Source organism: Pseudarthrobacter sp. PvP090 (assembly GCF_040547365.1).
In the GTDB taxonomy this organism is placed as follows: domain Bacteria; phylum Actinomycetota; class Actinomycetes; order Actinomycetales; family Micrococcaceae; genus Arthrobacter.
In genome coordinates, this window is the sequence record NZ_JBEPPO010000010.1 from 89,415 (window position 1) to 105,696 (window position 16,282).

14 protein-coding genes and 2 tRNA genes are annotated in these 16,282 nt (G+C 65.0%); 13 read left to right on the plus strand and 3 right to left on the minus strand.

Annotated features, from left to right (window positions below):
• Positions 1-44 precede the first annotated feature (44 nt).
• The 10 genes from dnaN to ABIC21_RS13170 all read left to right on the plus strand — a co-directional run bounded on the left by dnaN (position 45) and on the right by ABIC21_RS13170 (position 10,445).
• Positions 45-1,169 carry a DNA polymerase III subunit beta gene (gene dnaN, locus ABIC21_RS13125; protein WP_354350835.1) on the plus strand — a complete coding sequence of 375 codons (1,125 nt, stop codon included), beginning with the start codon at positions 45-47 and terminating at the stop codon, positions 1,167-1,169.
• 105 nt (positions 1,170-1,274) lie between these two features.
• Positions 1,275-2,159: a phosphogluconate dehydrogenase (NAD(+)-dependent, decarboxylating) gene (gene gnd, locus ABIC21_RS13130; protein WP_354350836.1), complete on the plus strand. Its 885-nt coding sequence runs from the start codon at positions 1,275-1,277 to the stop codon at positions 2,157-2,159.
• A 26-nt stretch (positions 2,160-2,185) separates the two neighbouring features.
• The gene (gene recF / locus ABIC21_RS13135) at positions 2,186-3,433 is read left to right on the plus strand and encodes a DNA replication/repair protein RecF (RefSeq protein ID WP_354350837.1); all 1,248 of its coding nucleotides are present in this window, start codon (positions 2,186-2,188) and stop codon (positions 3,431-3,433) included.
• Positions 3,430-3,993: a DciA family protein gene (locus tag ABIC21_RS13140; RefSeq protein WP_354350838.1), complete on the plus strand. Its 564-nt coding sequence runs from the start codon at positions 3,430-3,432 to the stop codon at positions 3,991-3,993. The genes recF and ABIC21_RS13140 overlap by 4 nt, the downstream gene beginning before the upstream one ends.
• A 431-nt stretch (positions 3,994-4,424) precedes the next feature.
• Positions 4,425-6,509 (plus strand): DNA topoisomerase (ATP-hydrolyzing) subunit B, encoded by a 2,085-nt coding sequence (gene gyrB, locus ABIC21_RS13145; protein WP_354350839.1) that lies wholly within the window; start codon positions 4,425-4,427, stop codon positions 6,507-6,509.
• Positions 6,510-6,568: 59 nt separating this feature from the next.
• On the plus strand, positions 6,569-9,292 hold the full coding sequence (gene gyrA / locus ABIC21_RS13150) for a DNA gyrase subunit A (RefSeq protein ID WP_354350840.1): 2,724 nt from the start codon (positions 6,569-6,571) through the stop codon (positions 9,290-9,292).
• Complete coding sequence (locus ABIC21_RS13155) at positions 9,289-9,939, plus strand: DUF3566 domain-containing protein (protein ID WP_354350841.1); 651 nt, start codon at positions 9,289-9,291, stop codon at positions 9,937-9,939. Before gyrA ends, ABIC21_RS13155 begins: the two co-directional genes overlap by 4 nt.
• 98 nt (positions 9,940-10,037) lie before the next feature.
• Positions 10,038-10,111 (plus strand) — tRNA-Ile (locus ABIC21_RS13160).
• A gap of 70 nt (positions 10,112-10,181) precedes the next feature.
• Positions 10,182-10,298: a DLW-39 family protein gene (locus tag ABIC21_RS13165; protein WP_282378815.1), complete on the plus strand. Its 117-nt coding sequence runs from the start codon at positions 10,182-10,184 to the stop codon at positions 10,296-10,298.
• Between the two features lie 71 nt (positions 10,299-10,369).
• A tRNA-Ala gene (locus ABIC21_RS13170) sits at positions 10,370-10,445 on the plus strand.
• 74 nt (positions 10,446-10,519) lie between these two features.
• On the opposite strand, the gene ABIC21_RS13175 is transcribed toward ABIC21_RS13170, so the two are convergent.
• The gene (locus tag ABIC21_RS13175) at positions 10,520-10,888 is read right to left on the minus strand and encodes a cupin domain-containing protein (RefSeq protein WP_354350842.1); all 369 of its coding nucleotides are present in this window, start codon (positions 10,886-10,888) and stop codon (positions 10,520-10,522) included.
• A 117-nt stretch (positions 10,889-11,005) separates the two neighbouring features.
• Here ABIC21_RS13175 and ABIC21_RS13180 point away from each other — a divergent pair, with 117 nt between their 5' ends.
• Entirely contained in the window at positions 11,006-11,920 is a 915-nt protein-coding gene (locus ABIC21_RS13180) for a DMT family transporter (RefSeq protein ID WP_354350843.1), read from the plus strand.
• A 33-nt stretch (positions 11,921-11,953) separates the two neighbouring features.
• Here the strand turns inward: ABIC21_RS13180 and ABIC21_RS13185 are convergent, their stop codons facing one another.
• Positions 11,954-12,829, minus strand: coding sequence for a glycosyltransferase family 2 protein (locus tag ABIC21_RS13185; protein ID WP_354350844.1), 876 nt, complete (start codon positions 12,827-12,829; stop codon positions 11,954-11,956).
• A 154-nt stretch (positions 12,830-12,983) separates the two neighbouring features.
• Positions 12,984-13,964, minus strand: a complete 981-nt coding sequence (locus ABIC21_RS13190) for a hypothetical protein (protein WP_354350845.1) — start codon at positions 13,962-13,964, stop codon at positions 12,984-12,986.
• Positions 13,965-14,119: 155 nt separating this feature from the next.
• Between ABIC21_RS13190 and ABIC21_RS13195 the strand changes: the two genes are divergently transcribed.
• On the plus strand, positions 14,120-14,665 hold the full coding sequence (locus ABIC21_RS13195; protein WP_354350846.1) for a peptidylprolyl isomerase: 546 nt from the start codon (positions 14,120-14,122) through the stop codon (positions 14,663-14,665).
• Between the two features lie 9 nt (positions 14,666-14,674).
• Complete coding sequence (locus tag ABIC21_RS13200; RefSeq protein WP_354350847.1) at positions 14,675-15,556, plus strand: rhomboid family intramembrane serine protease; 882 nt, start codon at positions 14,675-14,677, stop codon at positions 15,554-15,556.
• The last annotated feature ends 726 nt before the right edge of the window (positions 15,557-16,282 follow it).

Sequence of the window (16,282 nt, forward strand, 5' to 3'; positions counted from 1 at the left end):
CGGCTACCAGCGATGACAGCAGCAATGAAAGGCGGCACCCTTCCGTGAAGTTCAGAGTCGAGCGGGACGTCCTGGCAGAAGCCGTGACCTGGGCCGCCCGGTCGTTGTCTCCGCGGCCGCCAGTACCCGTGCTTTCCGGCCTGCTCCTCAAGGCTGAAGCCGGTACCGTCAGCCTCTCGAGCTTTGACTACGAGACTTCAGCCAGACTGGAAATCGCCGCTGACATCACCACCGAAGGCACAATCCTCGTCTCGGGCCGCCTGCTGGCCGACATCTGCCGCAGCCTGCCGTCCGCACCGGTCGACATCGAAACCGAGGGCAACAAAGTCACGCTGAGCTGCCGACGAAGCAGCTTCCATCTGGCCACCATGCCGGAGGCCGAATACCCGCCGCTGCCAGCACTGCCCCCGATCAGCGGCACCGTCCCGGGCGACTCGTTCGCCCAGGCTGTCTCCCAGGTGATCATCGCGGCGAGCAAGGACGACACCCTGCCGATCCTCACCGGCGTGCGGATGGAGATCGAGGACGACCTCATCACGCTGCTGGCCACCGACCGCTACCGGCTCGCCATGCGTGAAGTTCCGTGGAAGCCCGTCACCCCGGGCATTTCCACCAGCGCCCTGGTCAAGGCCAAGACGCTCAATGAAGTGGCGAAGACCCTCGGCGGCAGCGGCGACATCAACCTCGCCCTCGCCGAAGACGACAGCAGGCTCATCGGCTTCGAAAGCGGCGGCCGCACCACAACGTCGCTTCTGGTTGACGGGGACTACCCCAAGATCCGCTCACTCTTCCCGGAGTCGACCCCGATCCACGCGACCGTGCAGACCTCGGAACTGGTCGAGGCCGTGCGGCGTGTCTCGCTCGTGGCCGAACGCAACACCCCGGTCCGCCTCGCTTTCACCCAGGGCCAGCTGCACCTCGACGCCGGAACCGGCGAAGATGCGCAGGCCTCGGAAGAGCTCGAAGCCCAGCTCACCGGTGACGACATCACCGTGGCCTTCAACCCGCACTACCTGATCGAGGGCCTGAGCGTCATTGAGACCAAGTTTGTGCGTTTCTCCTTCACCAGTGCGCCCAAGCCGGCCATGATCACGGCCCAGAAAGAAGCCGACGGCGAGGACCAAGGCGATTACCGCTACTTGGTCATGCCGGTCCGGCTGCCCAACTAGCTGACATTTGCGGCCGTTTTGACGACTCAAAACGGCCGCAACTGCCAGTCAGTTGGGTTGGCGCCACCACCCAAAACACCCCAGCGCAGAAAAGAGATCATCTAAGTGCACATCGGACTGATCGGCCTTGGAAAAATGGGTTTCAACATGCGCGAACGGCTGCGCAAGGGTGGCATCGAGGTCACCGGTTTTGACCGCAACCCGGAGATCGCCGACGTCGCGAGCGTGGACGAGCTGATCGCCGCCGTGCCGGCGCCGCGGCTGATCTGGGTGATGGTCCCCTCCGGCGAGATCACCGATGCCGTTATCACCGAACTCGGCAGCAAGCTCGACGCCGGCGACCTGGTGATCGACGGCGGCAACTCCCGCTTCACCGAGGACCAGAAACACGGGGCAGCACTGGCGGAAAAGGACATCCGTTTCGCCGACTGCGGTGTTTCCGGCGGCGTCTGGGGCCTGCAGAACGGCTACGGACTGATGGCCGGCGGGGACGCTGCGGACATCGAACGGGCGATGCCCGTCTTCGACGCACTCCGTCCCGACGGCGACCGCGCCGACAGCTTCGTCCATGTCGGCGGGATCGGCGCCGGCCACTACGCCAAAATGGTCCACAACGGCATCGAATACGGTCTCATGCAGGCCTATGCCGAAGGGTACGAACTCCTGGCCGCCAAGGACATCGTCACCGACCTCCCCGGCACGTTCCGCGCCTGGCAGAAGGGAACCGTTGTCCGGTCCTGGCTGCTGGACCTTATGGTCAAGGCCCTCGACGAGGACCCCGGCCTGGAATCGATCGACGACTACGTTGAGGATTCCGGCGAAGGCCGCTGGACCGTGGAAGAGGCCATTGCCAACGCCGTGCCGGCCCCGGCCATCACGGCAGCACTTTTTGCCCGCTTCTCCTCCCGCGAGGACAACTCCCCGGCAATGAAGATGGTTTCCGCGCTGCGCCACCAGTTCGGCGGTCATGCGACCCGTCCGGCCAAGTAGTCCTGCCCTGAAATCCTGAACCCGGCGTGTACCTAGAACAACTTTCGCTCACAGATTTCCGCAGTTACGCCCAGGTGGAGCTCAGCCTGGAACCCGGCGTTACGGTCCTGGTCGGCTCAAACGGCATCGGCAAAACCAACCTGATGGAAGCCGTCGGCTACCTGGCCACCCTCAGTTCACATCGGGTCAGTTCCGATGGTCCGCTGCTGCGGTTCGGCACCGAACGTGCCATGATCCGCGCCAAACTGGTCCGCGGCGAGCAGTCCACCGTGCTCGAACTGGAAATCAACGGCTCCCGCGCCAACCGTGCCCGGATCAACCGCAGCAATCCGGTCCGGGCCCGTGACATCCTGGGCATCTGCCAGACTGTCCTGTTCGCTCCGGAGGACCTGGCCCTGGTCAAGGGTGACCCGTCCAGCCGGCGCCGTTTCCTCGATGAGCTCCTGGTCAGCCTTATTCCGCGGCACGCGGCCACCCGCAGCGACTATGACCGGGTGTTGAAGCAGCGCAACGCGCTGCTGAAGTCCGCCCGCGCCGGAAAATTCAGCACGGGGCATGAGGCCACCCTGGATGTCTGGGACCAGCACATGGCCCGGGCCGGTGCCGAGCTGCTGCATGCGCGGCTGGAACTGGTCGAACGGCTCCGTCCCCACCTCAGGAGCGCCTACGCCCAACTCACTGACGGGTCCAAGGAAGCGGGTGCCGTATACCGTTCCACGCTGCAGGGCACCGTGGACGAAGACGGCGCGGTGCCGGCCGCCGCTGTGGGCCGCGGTTCAGCACCCGGATCCGGCACCGACCCTGCCCCGGGCACGGACCCTGCCGGAGCCGCCGAGGACCTCCGGCTGCTCTCCGTCGACCGGCTCACCGAACGCTACGTCCAGGCCTTCGCCTCGTCCCGGCGCAAGGAACTCGAACGCGGGATCTCCCTCGTGGGCCCGCACCGTGACGAGCTCGAACTGGTCCTGGGCGAGGCTCCCGCGAAGGGGTATGCCTCGCATGGTGAAACCTGGTCCATGTGCCTGTCCCTGCGGCTGGCCTCGTACTACGTGATGCTCGACGACGCCCGGACCGGCGGATCCGCCCCGATCCTGATCCTGGACGACGTTTTTGCCGAGCTTGACGTCCAGCGGCGGCGTAAACTGGCCGCAATAGTATCCGGCGCCGAGCAGGTGCTCGTGACTGCCGCCGTCGAGGACGATATCCCGGCGGAATTGGCGGGGCGGCGGGTGAAGGTCGTCCCGGGAGGAATCGATGAGCGGGAAGATCGATGAATAAGGATACCGACGGCGGCCTGCAGCCCGGCCGCGACCCCGACGACATCGACGCTGCCCAGTCGGCCCTGAACAGGATGCGCGAGGCGGCCGCGTCCCGCGGCGAAATCCGACGCAAAGCCCCGCCCCGGCCGGGGAACACCCCGCAGAAGACCGGCCGCAGTTCCGGCAGCACCCGTGGTTTCGGCCAGTTCCATGGCACGGGCCGGGACCCGATGGGACTCGGCAAAGTGGTGGGTCGTCTCGTCGCGGAGCGCGGCTGGAGTTCCCCGGTCGCCGTCGGCTCGGTGATGGCCGAGTGGGCCACACTCGTGGGACCGGAGATTTCCGCCCACTGCACCCCGGAGAGTTTCACCGACACGACCCTCCACGTCCGCTGTGATTCCACCGCCTGGGCAACCCAGCTGCGCCTGCTCAGCTTGAGCCTGCTGGAGAAGTTCCGCACCGAACTCGGCGACGGCGTCGTCACCAAGATCCAGGTTCTCGGACCCGCGGCGCCGAGCTGGCGCAAGGGCGGCCGGACGGTCAACGGCCGTGGACCGCGGGACACGTACGGGTAATTCTGCGTGTCTCTGGTCAGTTCCGTGGCGCCCGCGGCAGCAGATCTGAAGCACTCCTTGCAAAACTCTTGAAAAATCGGCAAACGGCGTGTAGGGCGCTCAGACGCACGGGAGTCGTATAGGAACCCGCATCCGGTGGTCCTGGAGCCTTGCAGGTGTAGTCTGTGGCCTCCCAGCGGCACTTTCCTCGCCGTTTAGCCCCCCGGAATGCGGGTTTCGCTTCTATAACACGGTAGAATCGTGGAAGATAACTGGGCGCCGGTGAAACGTTGACTGAGTCCGTTTCCGACGCAATATCCGCGTGCGGTAGACGGATCCTCGAGCCAGCAGCACAACCGGTGTGATCAGTGACGTGCCCGTTGGCAGAAGCTGTTTCCTTCGGGAAGGGGCGACGGCCGGCCTTTAACGAAAAAGAGGAGTCGAAAGCGCCTGTGGCTAACGACAATGCAGAGATCCCGGCAGTGGAACCAGTAGTGGCGGGAACGGCGGATACCGCGCCGGAAGCCGCACCTCCCCACGGCTACGGCGCCAGCGACATCACGGTGCTCGAAGGCCTGGAGGCTGTCCGGAAACGTCCCGGCATGTACATCGGCTCCACCGGGCCGCGCGGTTTGCACCACCTGGTCTATGAAGTCGTGGACAACTCGGTGGACGAAGCCCTGGCCGGGTACTGCACCCACATCGAAATCGTGCTGCAGGCGGACGGCGGGGTTAAGGTGGTCGACAACGGCCGCGGCATCCCCGTCGACATGCACCCGACCGAACACAAGCCCACCGTAGAGGTCGTCATGACGATCCTGCACGCGGGCGGCAAGTTCGGCGGCGGCGGCTACGCCGTATCCGGCGGCCTCCACGGCGTGGGCATTTCCGTGGTCAACGCACTGTCGAGCCGCGTCGACACCGAGGTCCGCCGGCAGGGCCACGTCTGGCGGATGTCCTTTGCCGACGGCGGCAAGCCGCAGGGCGGCCTGGTCCAGGGTGAGGAGACATCCGAAGCCGGTACCACCCAGACGTTCTACCCGGATGCCGGCATCTTCGAATCCACGGACTTCGATTTCGAAACACTCCGCGCCCGCTTCCAGCAGATGGCCTTCCTGAACAAGGGGCTGCGGATCACGCTCACCGATGAGAGGCGCGCCGCCGAGGAACCGTCCGAGGACGGAGACCTGGACCTCGACGCCGTTCCGACCGAAGGCGAAGTCCCGGCCGAGTTCCACACCGTCGTGTACCAGTACGACGACGGTCTGCTGGACTACGTGAAACACCTCAACTCCGGCAAGAAGGTCGATGTGGTCCACGAGGACGTCATCGCGTTCGAAACCGAGGACAAGGAACGGCACATCGCCCTGGAAATGGCGATGCAGTGGACCAACGCGTACTCCGAGAGCGTCCACACCTACGCCAACACCATCAACACCCACGAGGGTGGCACCCACGAAGAGGGGTTCCGCGCCGCGATGACCTCGCTGATCAACCGCTACGCGCGGGAGAAGAGCATCATCAAGGAAAAGGATGACAACCTCACCGGTGACGACATCCGCGAAGGCCTCACGGCGGTCATCTCGGTTAAGCTGGCCGAGCCGCAGTTCGAGGGCCAGACCAAGACCAAACTCGGCAATTCCGAGGTGAAGGGTTTCGTCCAGCGCGTCGTCACGGACGGACTGGGCGACTGGCTCGAACGCAACCCCGGCCCGGCCCGCGACGTCATCCGCAAGGCCATCTCGGCAGCCCAGGCCCGGATGGCAGCGCGGAAGGCCCGCGACAACGCGCGCCGCAAGAGCCCGCTGGAGTCCTTCGGCATGCCCGGCAAACTCTCCGACTGCTCCTCGAAGAACCCGGAGAAGTGCGAGGTCTACATCGTGGAGGGCGACTCCGCCGGCGGTTCGGCCAAACGCGGACGCAACCCGGAGACCCAGGCCATCCTGCCGCTGCGCGGCAAGATCCTGAATGTCGAACGGGCCCGGCTGGACAAGGCCCTCGGCAACGCCGAGGTCCAGTCAATGATCACCGCGTTCGGCACGGGAATCGGCGAGGACTTCGACCTGAGCAAACTGCGCTATCACAAGATCGTCCTCATGGCCGATGCCGACGTCGACGGCCAGCACATCACCACCCTGCTGATGACCCTGCTGTTCCGCTACATGCGCCCGCTGATCGAGAACGGCTACGTCTATCTCGCGCAGCCGCCGCTGTACCGGATCAAGTGGTCCAACGCCCCGCACGACTACGTCTACAGCGACCGGGAGCGCGATGCCCGGCTGCTGTCCGGCCAGGCCGCCGGCCGCCGCATCCCCAAGGACAACGGCATCCAGCGCTACAAGGGCCTCGGCGAGATGGACTATACGGAACTGTGGGACACCACCATGGATCCGGATCACCGCACCCTGCTGCAGGTCACCATGGACGACGCCCTGGCCGCGGACCAGACCTTCTCCACCCTGATGGGCGAAGATGTCGAATCGCGCCGAAACTTCATTCAGCAGAACGCCAAGGACGTTCGGTTCCTCGATATCTAGCGCCCAGAAGCCCTAAATATTCCCGAACCGATATATACCTGAAACGGAAAATATAGACTATGAGCGACGAAACACCAGAAGTTCCGGCTGGCCCGGCCGGTGGCGAGCCCATTATCGAGGGCACTGTCCTTGACACCGATGTGCTGACCGACCGCGTCGAACAGGTTGACCTGCAAACGGAAATGCAGCGTTCCTACCTCGACTACGCGATGGCCGTGATCGTGGGACGTGCCCTTCCGGACGTCCGCGACGGCCTGAAGCCGGTCCACCGGCGGGTGCTCTATGCGATGTTCGACGGCGGCTACCGCCCGGAACGGTCCTTCAACAAATGCGCCCGTGTGGTCGGCGAGGTCATGGGCCAGTACCACCCGCACGGCGACACCGCCATCTACGATGCGCTGGTCCGCCTGATCCAGGACTGGACCATGCGCTACCCGCTGGCACTGGGTCAGGGCAACTTCGGTTCTCCCGGCAACGACGGCGCCGCTGCGCCGCGGTACACGGAAACGAAGATGGCCCCGCTGGCCATGGAGATGGTCCGCGACATCGACGAGGAAACCGTCGACTTCCAGGACAACTACGACGGAAAAAACCAGGAACCGACCATCCTGCCGGCGCGGTTCCCGAACCTGCTGGTCAACGGCTCCTCGGGCATCGCCGTCGGCATGGCCACCAACATCCCGCCGCACAACCTCCGCGAGGTCGCCGACGGCGTGCAGTGGTACCTGTCCAACCCGACCGCAAGCCGCGAGGAACTGCTCGAAGAGCTGATCGTGCGCATCAAGGGACCCGACTTCCCGACCGGCGCCACCATCCTGGGCCACAAGGGGATCGAGGACGCGTACCGCACGGGCCGCGGATCGATCACCATGCGTGCCGTGGTCAGCGTAGAGGAACTCCAGGGCCGCACCTGCCTGGTGGTCACGGAGCTGCCGTACCAGGCCAACCCGGACAACCTGGCGATCAAGATTGCGGAGCTCGTCAAGGACGGCAAGATCTCGGGCATCGCGGACCTGCGTGATGAAACCTCGGGACGCACCGGCCAGCGCCTGGTGATCGTGCTCAAGCGCGACGCCGTCGCCAAGGTGGTGCTGAACAACCTCTACAAGCACACCCAGCTGCAGGATAACTTCGCAGCCAACATGCTGGCGATCGTGGACGGTGTGCCCCGCACGCTGAGCCTGGATGCGTTCATCCGCCACTGGGTCACCCACCAGATGGATGTCATCGCACGACGCACGCGCTACCGCCTGCGCAAGGCTGAGGAGGAAGCGCACATCCTGCGCGCCCTCCTCAAGGCGCTCGACGCGCTCGACGAAGTCATCGCGCTGATCCGGGCTTCCAACACCACCGAAGCGGCCCGCGACGGCCTGATGCAGCTCCTGGACATCGATGAACTCCAGGCCCGCGCCATCCTGGACATGCAGCTGCGGCGGCTCGCGGCACTGGAACGCCAGAAGATCCAGGACCGCCACGCCGAACTCGAGGCCCTGATCGCCGAGTACAACTCGATCCTGGCCTCCGAGGAACGCCAGCGCGGGATCATCAGCACCGAGCTGGGCGAAATCGTGGCCAAGCACGGCGATGACCGCCGCACCAAGGTCCTGCTGGGCTTCGACGGCGACATGTCGATGGAGGACCTGATCCCCGAAGAGGAAATGGTCGTCACCATCACCCGCGGCGGCTATGTCAAGCGCACCCGCAGCGACAACTACCGGTCGCAGCAGCGCGGAGGCAAGGGCATCAAGGGTGCGCAGCTGCGCGGCGACGACGTCGTCGAGCACTTCTTCGTGACCACAACCCACCACTGGCTGCTGTTCTTCACGAACCTCGGCCGGGTGTACCGGGCAAAGGCGTACGAACTCGTGGAGGCCGGACGTGACGCCAAGGGCCAGCACGTGGCAAACCTGCTCGCTTTCCAGCCGGACGAGCACATCGCCCAGGTGCTGGACCTGCGGGACTACCAGCAGTCGCCGTACCTGGTCCTGGCCACCAAGCGCGGACTGGTGAAGAAGACCCGCCTCGAGGACTACGACACCAACCGCTCCGCAGGGGTCATCGCGATCAACCTGCGCGACGCCGACGAGCTGGTCTCCGCCCAGCTGGTCTCCGAGACGGATGACCTGATGCTGGTTTCCCGCATGGGCCAGTCGATCCGCTTCACCGCCACCGATGAGGCCCTGCGGCCGATGGGCCGGGCAACGTCCGGTGTCACCGGAATGAAGTTCCGCGAGGACGATGAACTCCTGGCGGCCGACGTGGTCACAGACGGTTCCTTCGTGTTCGTCGTGACCGAGGGTGGCTACGCCAAGCGCACCGCGGTGGAGGAATACCGCCTCCAGGGCCGCGGCGGCCTCGGGATCAAGGTCGGCAAGTACCAGGAGGAGCGCGGCCACCTCGTGGGCGCCCTGATCGTCCAGGAAGAAGACGAGGTCCTGGTGGTCATGGAAGGCGGCAAGGTGGTCCGTTCCTCCGTGGCCGGAGTGCCGGCCAAGGGGCGTGACACCATGGGTGTCATCTTTGCCAAGCCGGACAAGAACGACCGCATTATCGAAGTGGCGCGCAACAGCGAACGAGGCCTCGAAACCGACGACTCGGATGCAGCCGAAGATGCAGACGATGCTGCCGAAAGTCAGGCATCGGCGGCGGATGACGTAACGTTGGCTGAAAATAACGGACCACATGAGGGGTCCGCAGCGGAAGAATCAGCACCGGCCCCGGAGTCAGATGAGTCATCAGGCAATGCCGAGCTGGACGAAGACAACACCGGAGGTAACGCGTGAGTAATTCCGACTCATATCCCAAGCCGAACAACGGCGTTCCCGGCGGCGTGCGGCAGCCTGCCGCCGCGCCGCGGGTGGGCGCGCCGTCCCGTCCCGATCAGCGCCCCGGGGTGGCGAGCGGCGTCACCGGCACGACGCCGCGGCCGCAGGTCCCCGGACAGCGTCCCGGGCAGGCAAGCACCGTGGCTCCGGGCCAGCGTCCGGCCACGCCGGGCCAGCGTCCGGCCACGCCGGGCCAAAGCCAAAGCACGGCCGGACTGATCAAGCCGGCCCCCAAGGCCAAGGTCCGCCGCGCCCGCCTGCTGGTGAGCAAGGTCGACCCCTGGTCCGTGCTCAAGATGGCCTTCCTGCTCTCGGTGGCTCTGGGCATCGTGACCGTCGTGGCCGCCATCGTGCTCTGGACGGTCCTGGACCTGACCGGGATCTTCGACCAGGTCGACGGTCTGCTCGGCACCCTGGCCGGATCCGAAGGCGGCGGCTTCGAATTGAAGAAGGTCGCGTCACTGGGACAGGTGGCGTCCTTCGCCACCATCATCGCCGTCATCAACGTCGTCCTGCTGACAGCACTGTCGATGCTCTCGGCTGTGCTCTACAACATCTCGGCCACCCTGGTGGGCGGCATCGGCGTCACCCTCACGGACGACTAAAACCCGAAGTTTTCCCGGACTTTTCCCGGGGAAATGCCTCGATTTGAGATCGGGCCGGGATGTGCTGTACAGTCATATCTCGGCCCGATGAGGCATCGGGGCGTATAGCTCAGGCGGTTAGAGCGCTTCGCTGATAACGAAGAGGTCCCAGGTTCAAGTCCTGGTACGCCCACGGAATCTGTACTGATTCAAGTGGAGGTCCGGTTGATATTTGTTTATCGCCGAACCGGAACGGGGTGCATGTGAAGAAGTTGCTCGTTGTTGCAGCTACGATCGCAGGCGTCCTGCTCTACAGGAAAGTGCAGGAATCCGAGGCCCGGAAGACGGTCTGGAGCGAATCAACCGACACGGTTGACTAGCCCGGATTCCCGGATCGGGAGCCGGAAATCGGCTCCTCGAACTAGGGTATGATTGTCGGGTTGCTTCTTATGGGGGCATGGCGCAATTGGTAGCGCACCTGCTTTGCAAGCAGGGGGTTCGGGGTTCGAGTCCCCGTGCCTCCACCATAGGAAAGGCCCCGGACCGCGGAAACGCGGTCCGGGGCCTTTTGCATGCCCTGCCAGGCACCTGGATGGGCTCCTCATTCCTTGGGCTTGGCGTAGTCGCTCATGCCCTGCCAGTCGATGAAAACGTACGGTTCGTCGCCGACGACCCATGCGTCGTGCCCCGGCGGGATGACGCCGAAGTCACCCGGGCCGAACTCGTTCTCCTCGCCGTCGTCCATCACAACCTTGAGGCGGCCCGAGATCGTATATCCCTTGTGGGCAACCATGCAACTGTCGGTCTGCGCGATCGGTTTGACGTGCAGAGACCACTTCCAGCCGGGCAGGAACGTCACCCGTGCCACGGCACCGGCGTCCAGATTGACGAGCTCCACCTGACCCATGCCGTCCTTGACGGGTCGGGTCTCCTCCGGATTGTCCAGGCTCTTGCGGATGGTTGAAGCCATGTTGGTCTCCTTTGTGGATGATGGTGAGACCGGATTTAAGACTGGCACCGCCGCCCGCCGCGGTCAAGGATTCACGGGCCCCAGCTGGCAGCTCCGCGTCCCCACTAGTGTTGGACCGTGAACTTCTTCCTTGCCGCCCTGGGCGTCCTCGGTGTGGCCTCGTCCGGGCCGCTCATTGCCGCCACCCTGGGGGCCACCTCCGTCAGTGCCCTGGCCATCGCCTTCTGGCGCAATGCCATCGGGTCGGTCGTCATGGCGGGCCCAGTGCTGGTCCGTGACCCCCGCCAGTTAGGCCGGGTCAGCGGTAGGGAATTCCGCTGGTCCCTGGCGGCTGCCGTCGCCCTGGCGCTGCACTTCGCCTGCTTCATCACCTCGCTGCAGTTGACGTCGGTGGCGGCGGCCACCGCTCTTGTCTGCCTGCAGTCCGGCTGGATCGCCGTCTTCCAGCTCTTCCGGGGCGTCAAACACCGGTGGCCGGTCCTGGTGGGCCTGGGGATCGCCTTTGGCGGCGTCGTTGCGATTACCGGGTTCGACATGGGCACGTCGCCGGACGCCCTGCTGGGCGACCTCCTGGCTGTGGCTGGCGGGGCCCTCGCCGGTATCTACACGCTGGCCGGCGGTAAGGCGCGCCAGACCATGGGGACGGGCGTCTACACCACGCTGTGCTACGGGATGTGCGCGGGCGGCGTGGCGGTGCTTGCATTGCTCTCCCAGCAGCCGCTGGTAGGCTTCGAAGCCGCTGGCTGGCTTGGCATCCTGGCAATCACAGTGTGCGCCCAGCTGATCGGTCACACGGCATTTAACCACCTGCTCGCCACCATGAGTCCGCTGCTGGTGTCCATGATCATCCTGCTGGAGATTCCGGGGGCAGCGCTGCTCGCTGCAGCGTTCCTGGACGAGACCCTCCCGGCCGGGACCTACGCAGGCCTCGCGATGATCCTGGTGGGGCTCGCCGTCGTCGTCGCGGGGCAGCGCAGTTCACGCACTGTACGGCGGACTGCCGCCGGGCTTGCTGAGCTGGGGACCGACTGACGACGACGGGCGGCTCCGTCGGCGCTGTGTGAGTTACTGGCCGCCGCGGCGCGCAGGCTGGGCCGTGTTGACCGTGTGGATTGCACGCAGCAGCTTGGCCGGGAAGTACACCGAGAAAAAGACCACCATGGGGGCCTTGAGCGCCATCTTCTTGACGTTGTGGGCCTTGTAGGTGCGGTCGAAGCGCGTCACGTAATAGCGGTAGTCGCGGGGGGAATCTTCCAGCCGGCGTGCTGACATGCCGGAGACCATCTGCGGCCAGTACTGGATCCGGAGCTCGTTCTCGGCCAGGTGCAGGGACAGATCGATGTCCTCGTGCATCTCGTCCTTCTCATCCCGGCACGCCTCGGCCCGGATGATCTCCCACGCGGAACGCCGGAGAGCCATGTTGGAACCAAAGAGAAAGTGATACTGGTGCTTGGCCAGCCTGAGCATCAGCTGCCGCATTCTGTCGTCGGCCTTCAGGCCGAAGCGTCGCATCGGCATATCGTAATAGACCACCGGGCCGGTCGCGGCATGTACGGATTTGTCCCGGAAGGCCCTCTGCACTTGCTCAACCCAGTCGGGCTCCAGGACGGAATCGGCATCAATCCGGCCCAGGATGTCGCCCGTGGCATGGTCGAGCCCGAAATTGCGCGTGGGGATCAGCCCCTGGTCCCGGTCCTGGCTCAGCAGGATGATGGGGCTCTCCGGGTATTCCAGCTGCATCTGCCGGACGATGTCGGCCGTGCGGTCCCTGGACATGTTGTCGACCACGATGATCTCGTGTGCAGGGACAGACTGATACACGGCGGCAATGAGGCACTGCCGGATGACGCTTTCCTCGTTATAGGCCGGGATAACAATGGATACAGCCAGCGGCTGCACAGCATCATGTAAGGCATCCTCAGAGGATTTTTCGGGTGACATTCCCCCAAATTTAGCATCAACGCGGTTTTTCCAGCCCGGTACCGGGCAGCGCCCCGGCTACGAACTGGTAAACATCACGCAAAAAGGGAGGGACCCCGCCTCGCTGGCGGAGCCCCTCCCTCCACGGCTGCCCGCAGGCAGACCGTGATCTGGCTTAGCTGCCGGTGGTCTTGTCTGTGCCGTTGTTGCGGCTTGCGGCGATATTCCGGACGGCGGTCTTAGCATCGGTGGCAACCTTGGCGGCAGCGTCCTTGACGTCCTCGACAGCGTCCTCGGCCGCGTGCTTGGCCTTGTCCACAGAGTCGTCGGTCGATTCGGCAGCGTCAGCCGACGCGTCTGCGGCGGTGTCAGCGGCGGCAACCGTGGCTGCGCCGGCCTGGCCGGCAGCAGCCGTGAGGGAATCCTTGACGTCGTTGACGGTGGTGGCCGGAACGGGCGCCGGTGTGACCGGAGCCGGCGTCTTCCAAGGATCCTCGACCGGCTTGGAGGCCCGCCAGGCGGCAACACCGGCGGCAACGGCGGCGGCGATGATACCGAAGATCAGCAGCCCGCGGTGCTTGGGCTTCTGCTTCTTAACCAGTTCACCGTTGACGGCCCTGCTCGCCTTGTTCGCAGCGACCTTGACGTGGCCTCCCGCGGTCTTTGCCTGCTCCTGCACGGAGTGGATGATTCCTGCTTCGCCGAGCCGCTGGGCTACTGCATCCACGTGCGCCGGGGCGCTCTGGAGCGTGCGATGCACGGCGTCGGAGGCGTGGCCGATCTGGTCGGACAGCTTCGGCAGGTACTCCACGACCACCCGGTCGCGTGCGTTGGCGATGACCGGCGTCGCCTTGTCCAGCGCCTCGTGAAGGCGCGGGGTGGCGCCCTCGACGGCGTCGTTGATCTTGGGTGCGAGCTGTGCGAGTCCATCCTGGAGACGCGGGGTTACCGTCGCAACGCCGTCGGCGAGATTGTAGGCCGCCGACTTGAGACCCTCCTGGATCTTGGGAGAAGCGGTATCCAGTCCCTGCTGCAGACGCGGAACGGCCCAGCTGACGGCTGCTTCAACCCGCGGTCCTGCCCAGTCCTTGGCGGTTACTACTCCGGTGCTGACTGAATGCTCCAGCTCACGGGCAATACGATCCGTTTTCTTCACAACTACCTCCCGATTAATGTGACGGTTCTGCAGTTAGCCTACGTGTCCCGGACCTCACCGGCTATTCTTCACGCCGATTTTGGGCGGATTTCACCCAGCGCGGAACTGGCGGACCGGCCCTGTGTACAAAGGCCTGTCGTGGAAGAATAGGGCCTATGACTGCCATCGCAACTGCAAAAGCAACCATCCACACGAGCATGGGCGACATTGTCGTCAACCTCTTCGGCAACCACGCCCCCAAGACCGTCGACAACTTCGTCGGACTGGCCACGGGCGAGAAGGCCTGGACCCACCCGGAGTCCGGCGAGGACAAGACCGGGACGCCGCTCTATGACGGCACCATCTTCCACCGCATCATCAAGGACTTCATGATTCAGGCGGGCGATCCCCTGGGCCGTGGCGTTGGCGGACCGGGCTACAAGTTCGACGACGAAATCCACCCGGAACTGACCTTCAACGAGCCCTACAAGCTGGCCATGGCGAACGCCGGCATCCAGATGGGCCGCGGCACCAACGGCTCGCAGTTCTTCATCACCACCATCCCCACCGGCTGGCTGCAGGGCAAGCACAGCATCTTCGGCGAGGTGGCGGACGATGACTCCAAGAAGGTAGTTGACGCCATCGAGGGTGTCCGCACCGGAATGGGCGACCGCCCGGTCGAGGACGTCACCATCAACAGCATTGATGTAGAAAAGCTCTAAGCCCAGCGCATGAGCTACGGAATTCCGGCGGCTGAGCCGTCCGCGCAGATCCCGGTGTGTCCCCGGCACCCGGATCGGCCCGCCTATGTGCGCTGCCAGCGCTGCGGGCGCCCTGCGTGCCCCGACTGCCAGCGGGCGGCCGCCGTCGGATTCCAATGCGTTGACTGTGTCAACGAAACAAAACGCACGACGCCGGACGTCAAGACCGTCTACGGCGGCGCCGTGACCACGGGAAAACCCGTGGTCACCCTTTCGCTTATCGGGCTCTGTGCCTTCGTCTTTGTGCTTCAATGGCTGGTCCCCAACGACGCGATCTACCAAAATCTGGCGTTCGCCACTGTCTATGCCAGCCCGGAGTATGGCGTTTTCGAACCTTGGCGGATGGTGACGTCCGCCTTCCTGCATTCCCAGGGCTTCATCCTCCATATTGTGCTCAACATGTACATGCTGTGGGTATTCGGCCAGGCACTCGAGCCTCTCCTAGGACGAATCCGCTTTTTGGCGGTCTATTTGCTGTCGGCTGTTGGCGGATCAGTCGGATACCTCCTGCTGACGCCGGGGTATGTCCCGGGCCAGCCGCTGAGCGGCGTCGTCGGCGCTTCCGGCGCAATCTTCGGGCTTTTCGGGGCCATGCTGGTGGTCCAACGCCGCCGCGGTGGCGACACCAGGCAACTCTGGGTGCTGATCCTAATCAACGGCGCCATCGGCTTCGTCGTCCCTTCGATCGCCTGGCAGGCCCACCTTGGAGGTGCAGTCACAGGCGCCCTGTGTGCCGCTGTCCTGGCGTACACGCCCCGCGGCCCTCGTCAGGGCCTGCTGCAGGCCGGCGGCCTGGTTCTGGTTCTCGCCCTGCTGATCGCAGTCTCCGCCCTCCGCGTCGCCGCCGCCTGAGCCCGCGGGGCCTTCCGCCCTCCTGGGCCCTTCCCGCGCCTGCCCTCGTGCCCTGCGCCGTTCCAGCCCAGTTGCTCGGTGCCCGAGCACGCCCCCGCCCCTTGGAACCACGGATTTCCGCGGCCGCGGCAGTGTGGGGTTGAGAGCAACTGGGCGGGAGCGTGGACCCGTGGCGGCCCCCGAAGCCTTCACGGACGTCTGGGCTGTCTGGGCCTCAGCGGCGAAGGCCCTTGCCCACAGCCGCTTGTCCCCGTTTTCCACAGCGCGCCGTGCCCGGCGTGCTTTTTTGCGTTTCCGCGCGGCGCCAACGGCCGTAAAGACGCGCCCTGACGCCAAAAGGGTTCGGCGCGCATCTCCCGCCGGATAGTTGTCCACAGGGGTTATCCACACTGTTGGTAACTTACATGCCTGTAGTTCAGAACGCTGTCCCGGATCTGAGGGCCACACCGGGCGATTTCGGAGCGGGGCGCTTCCGGATCTCCACAACTGTGGATAACTCCTGTGGGCGTGCCTGTGGTTAAGTGGACAACTCCGGCGCGGAGCCAGGGCCCGGAGAGCTAATGGACCCTGCGTGGCGGAACAGGCAGCGCGGTTGCACGCACCACCAGCGGGCCGGGACCGGGATCAAATCTTATTTCAACAGGGTTATTCACAGTGTTAATAAAGTGGTACTTGCCGCATCCCCGGCCGGATTGGCGCCATGTGGGGCCGGCACCGCCGGAAGAG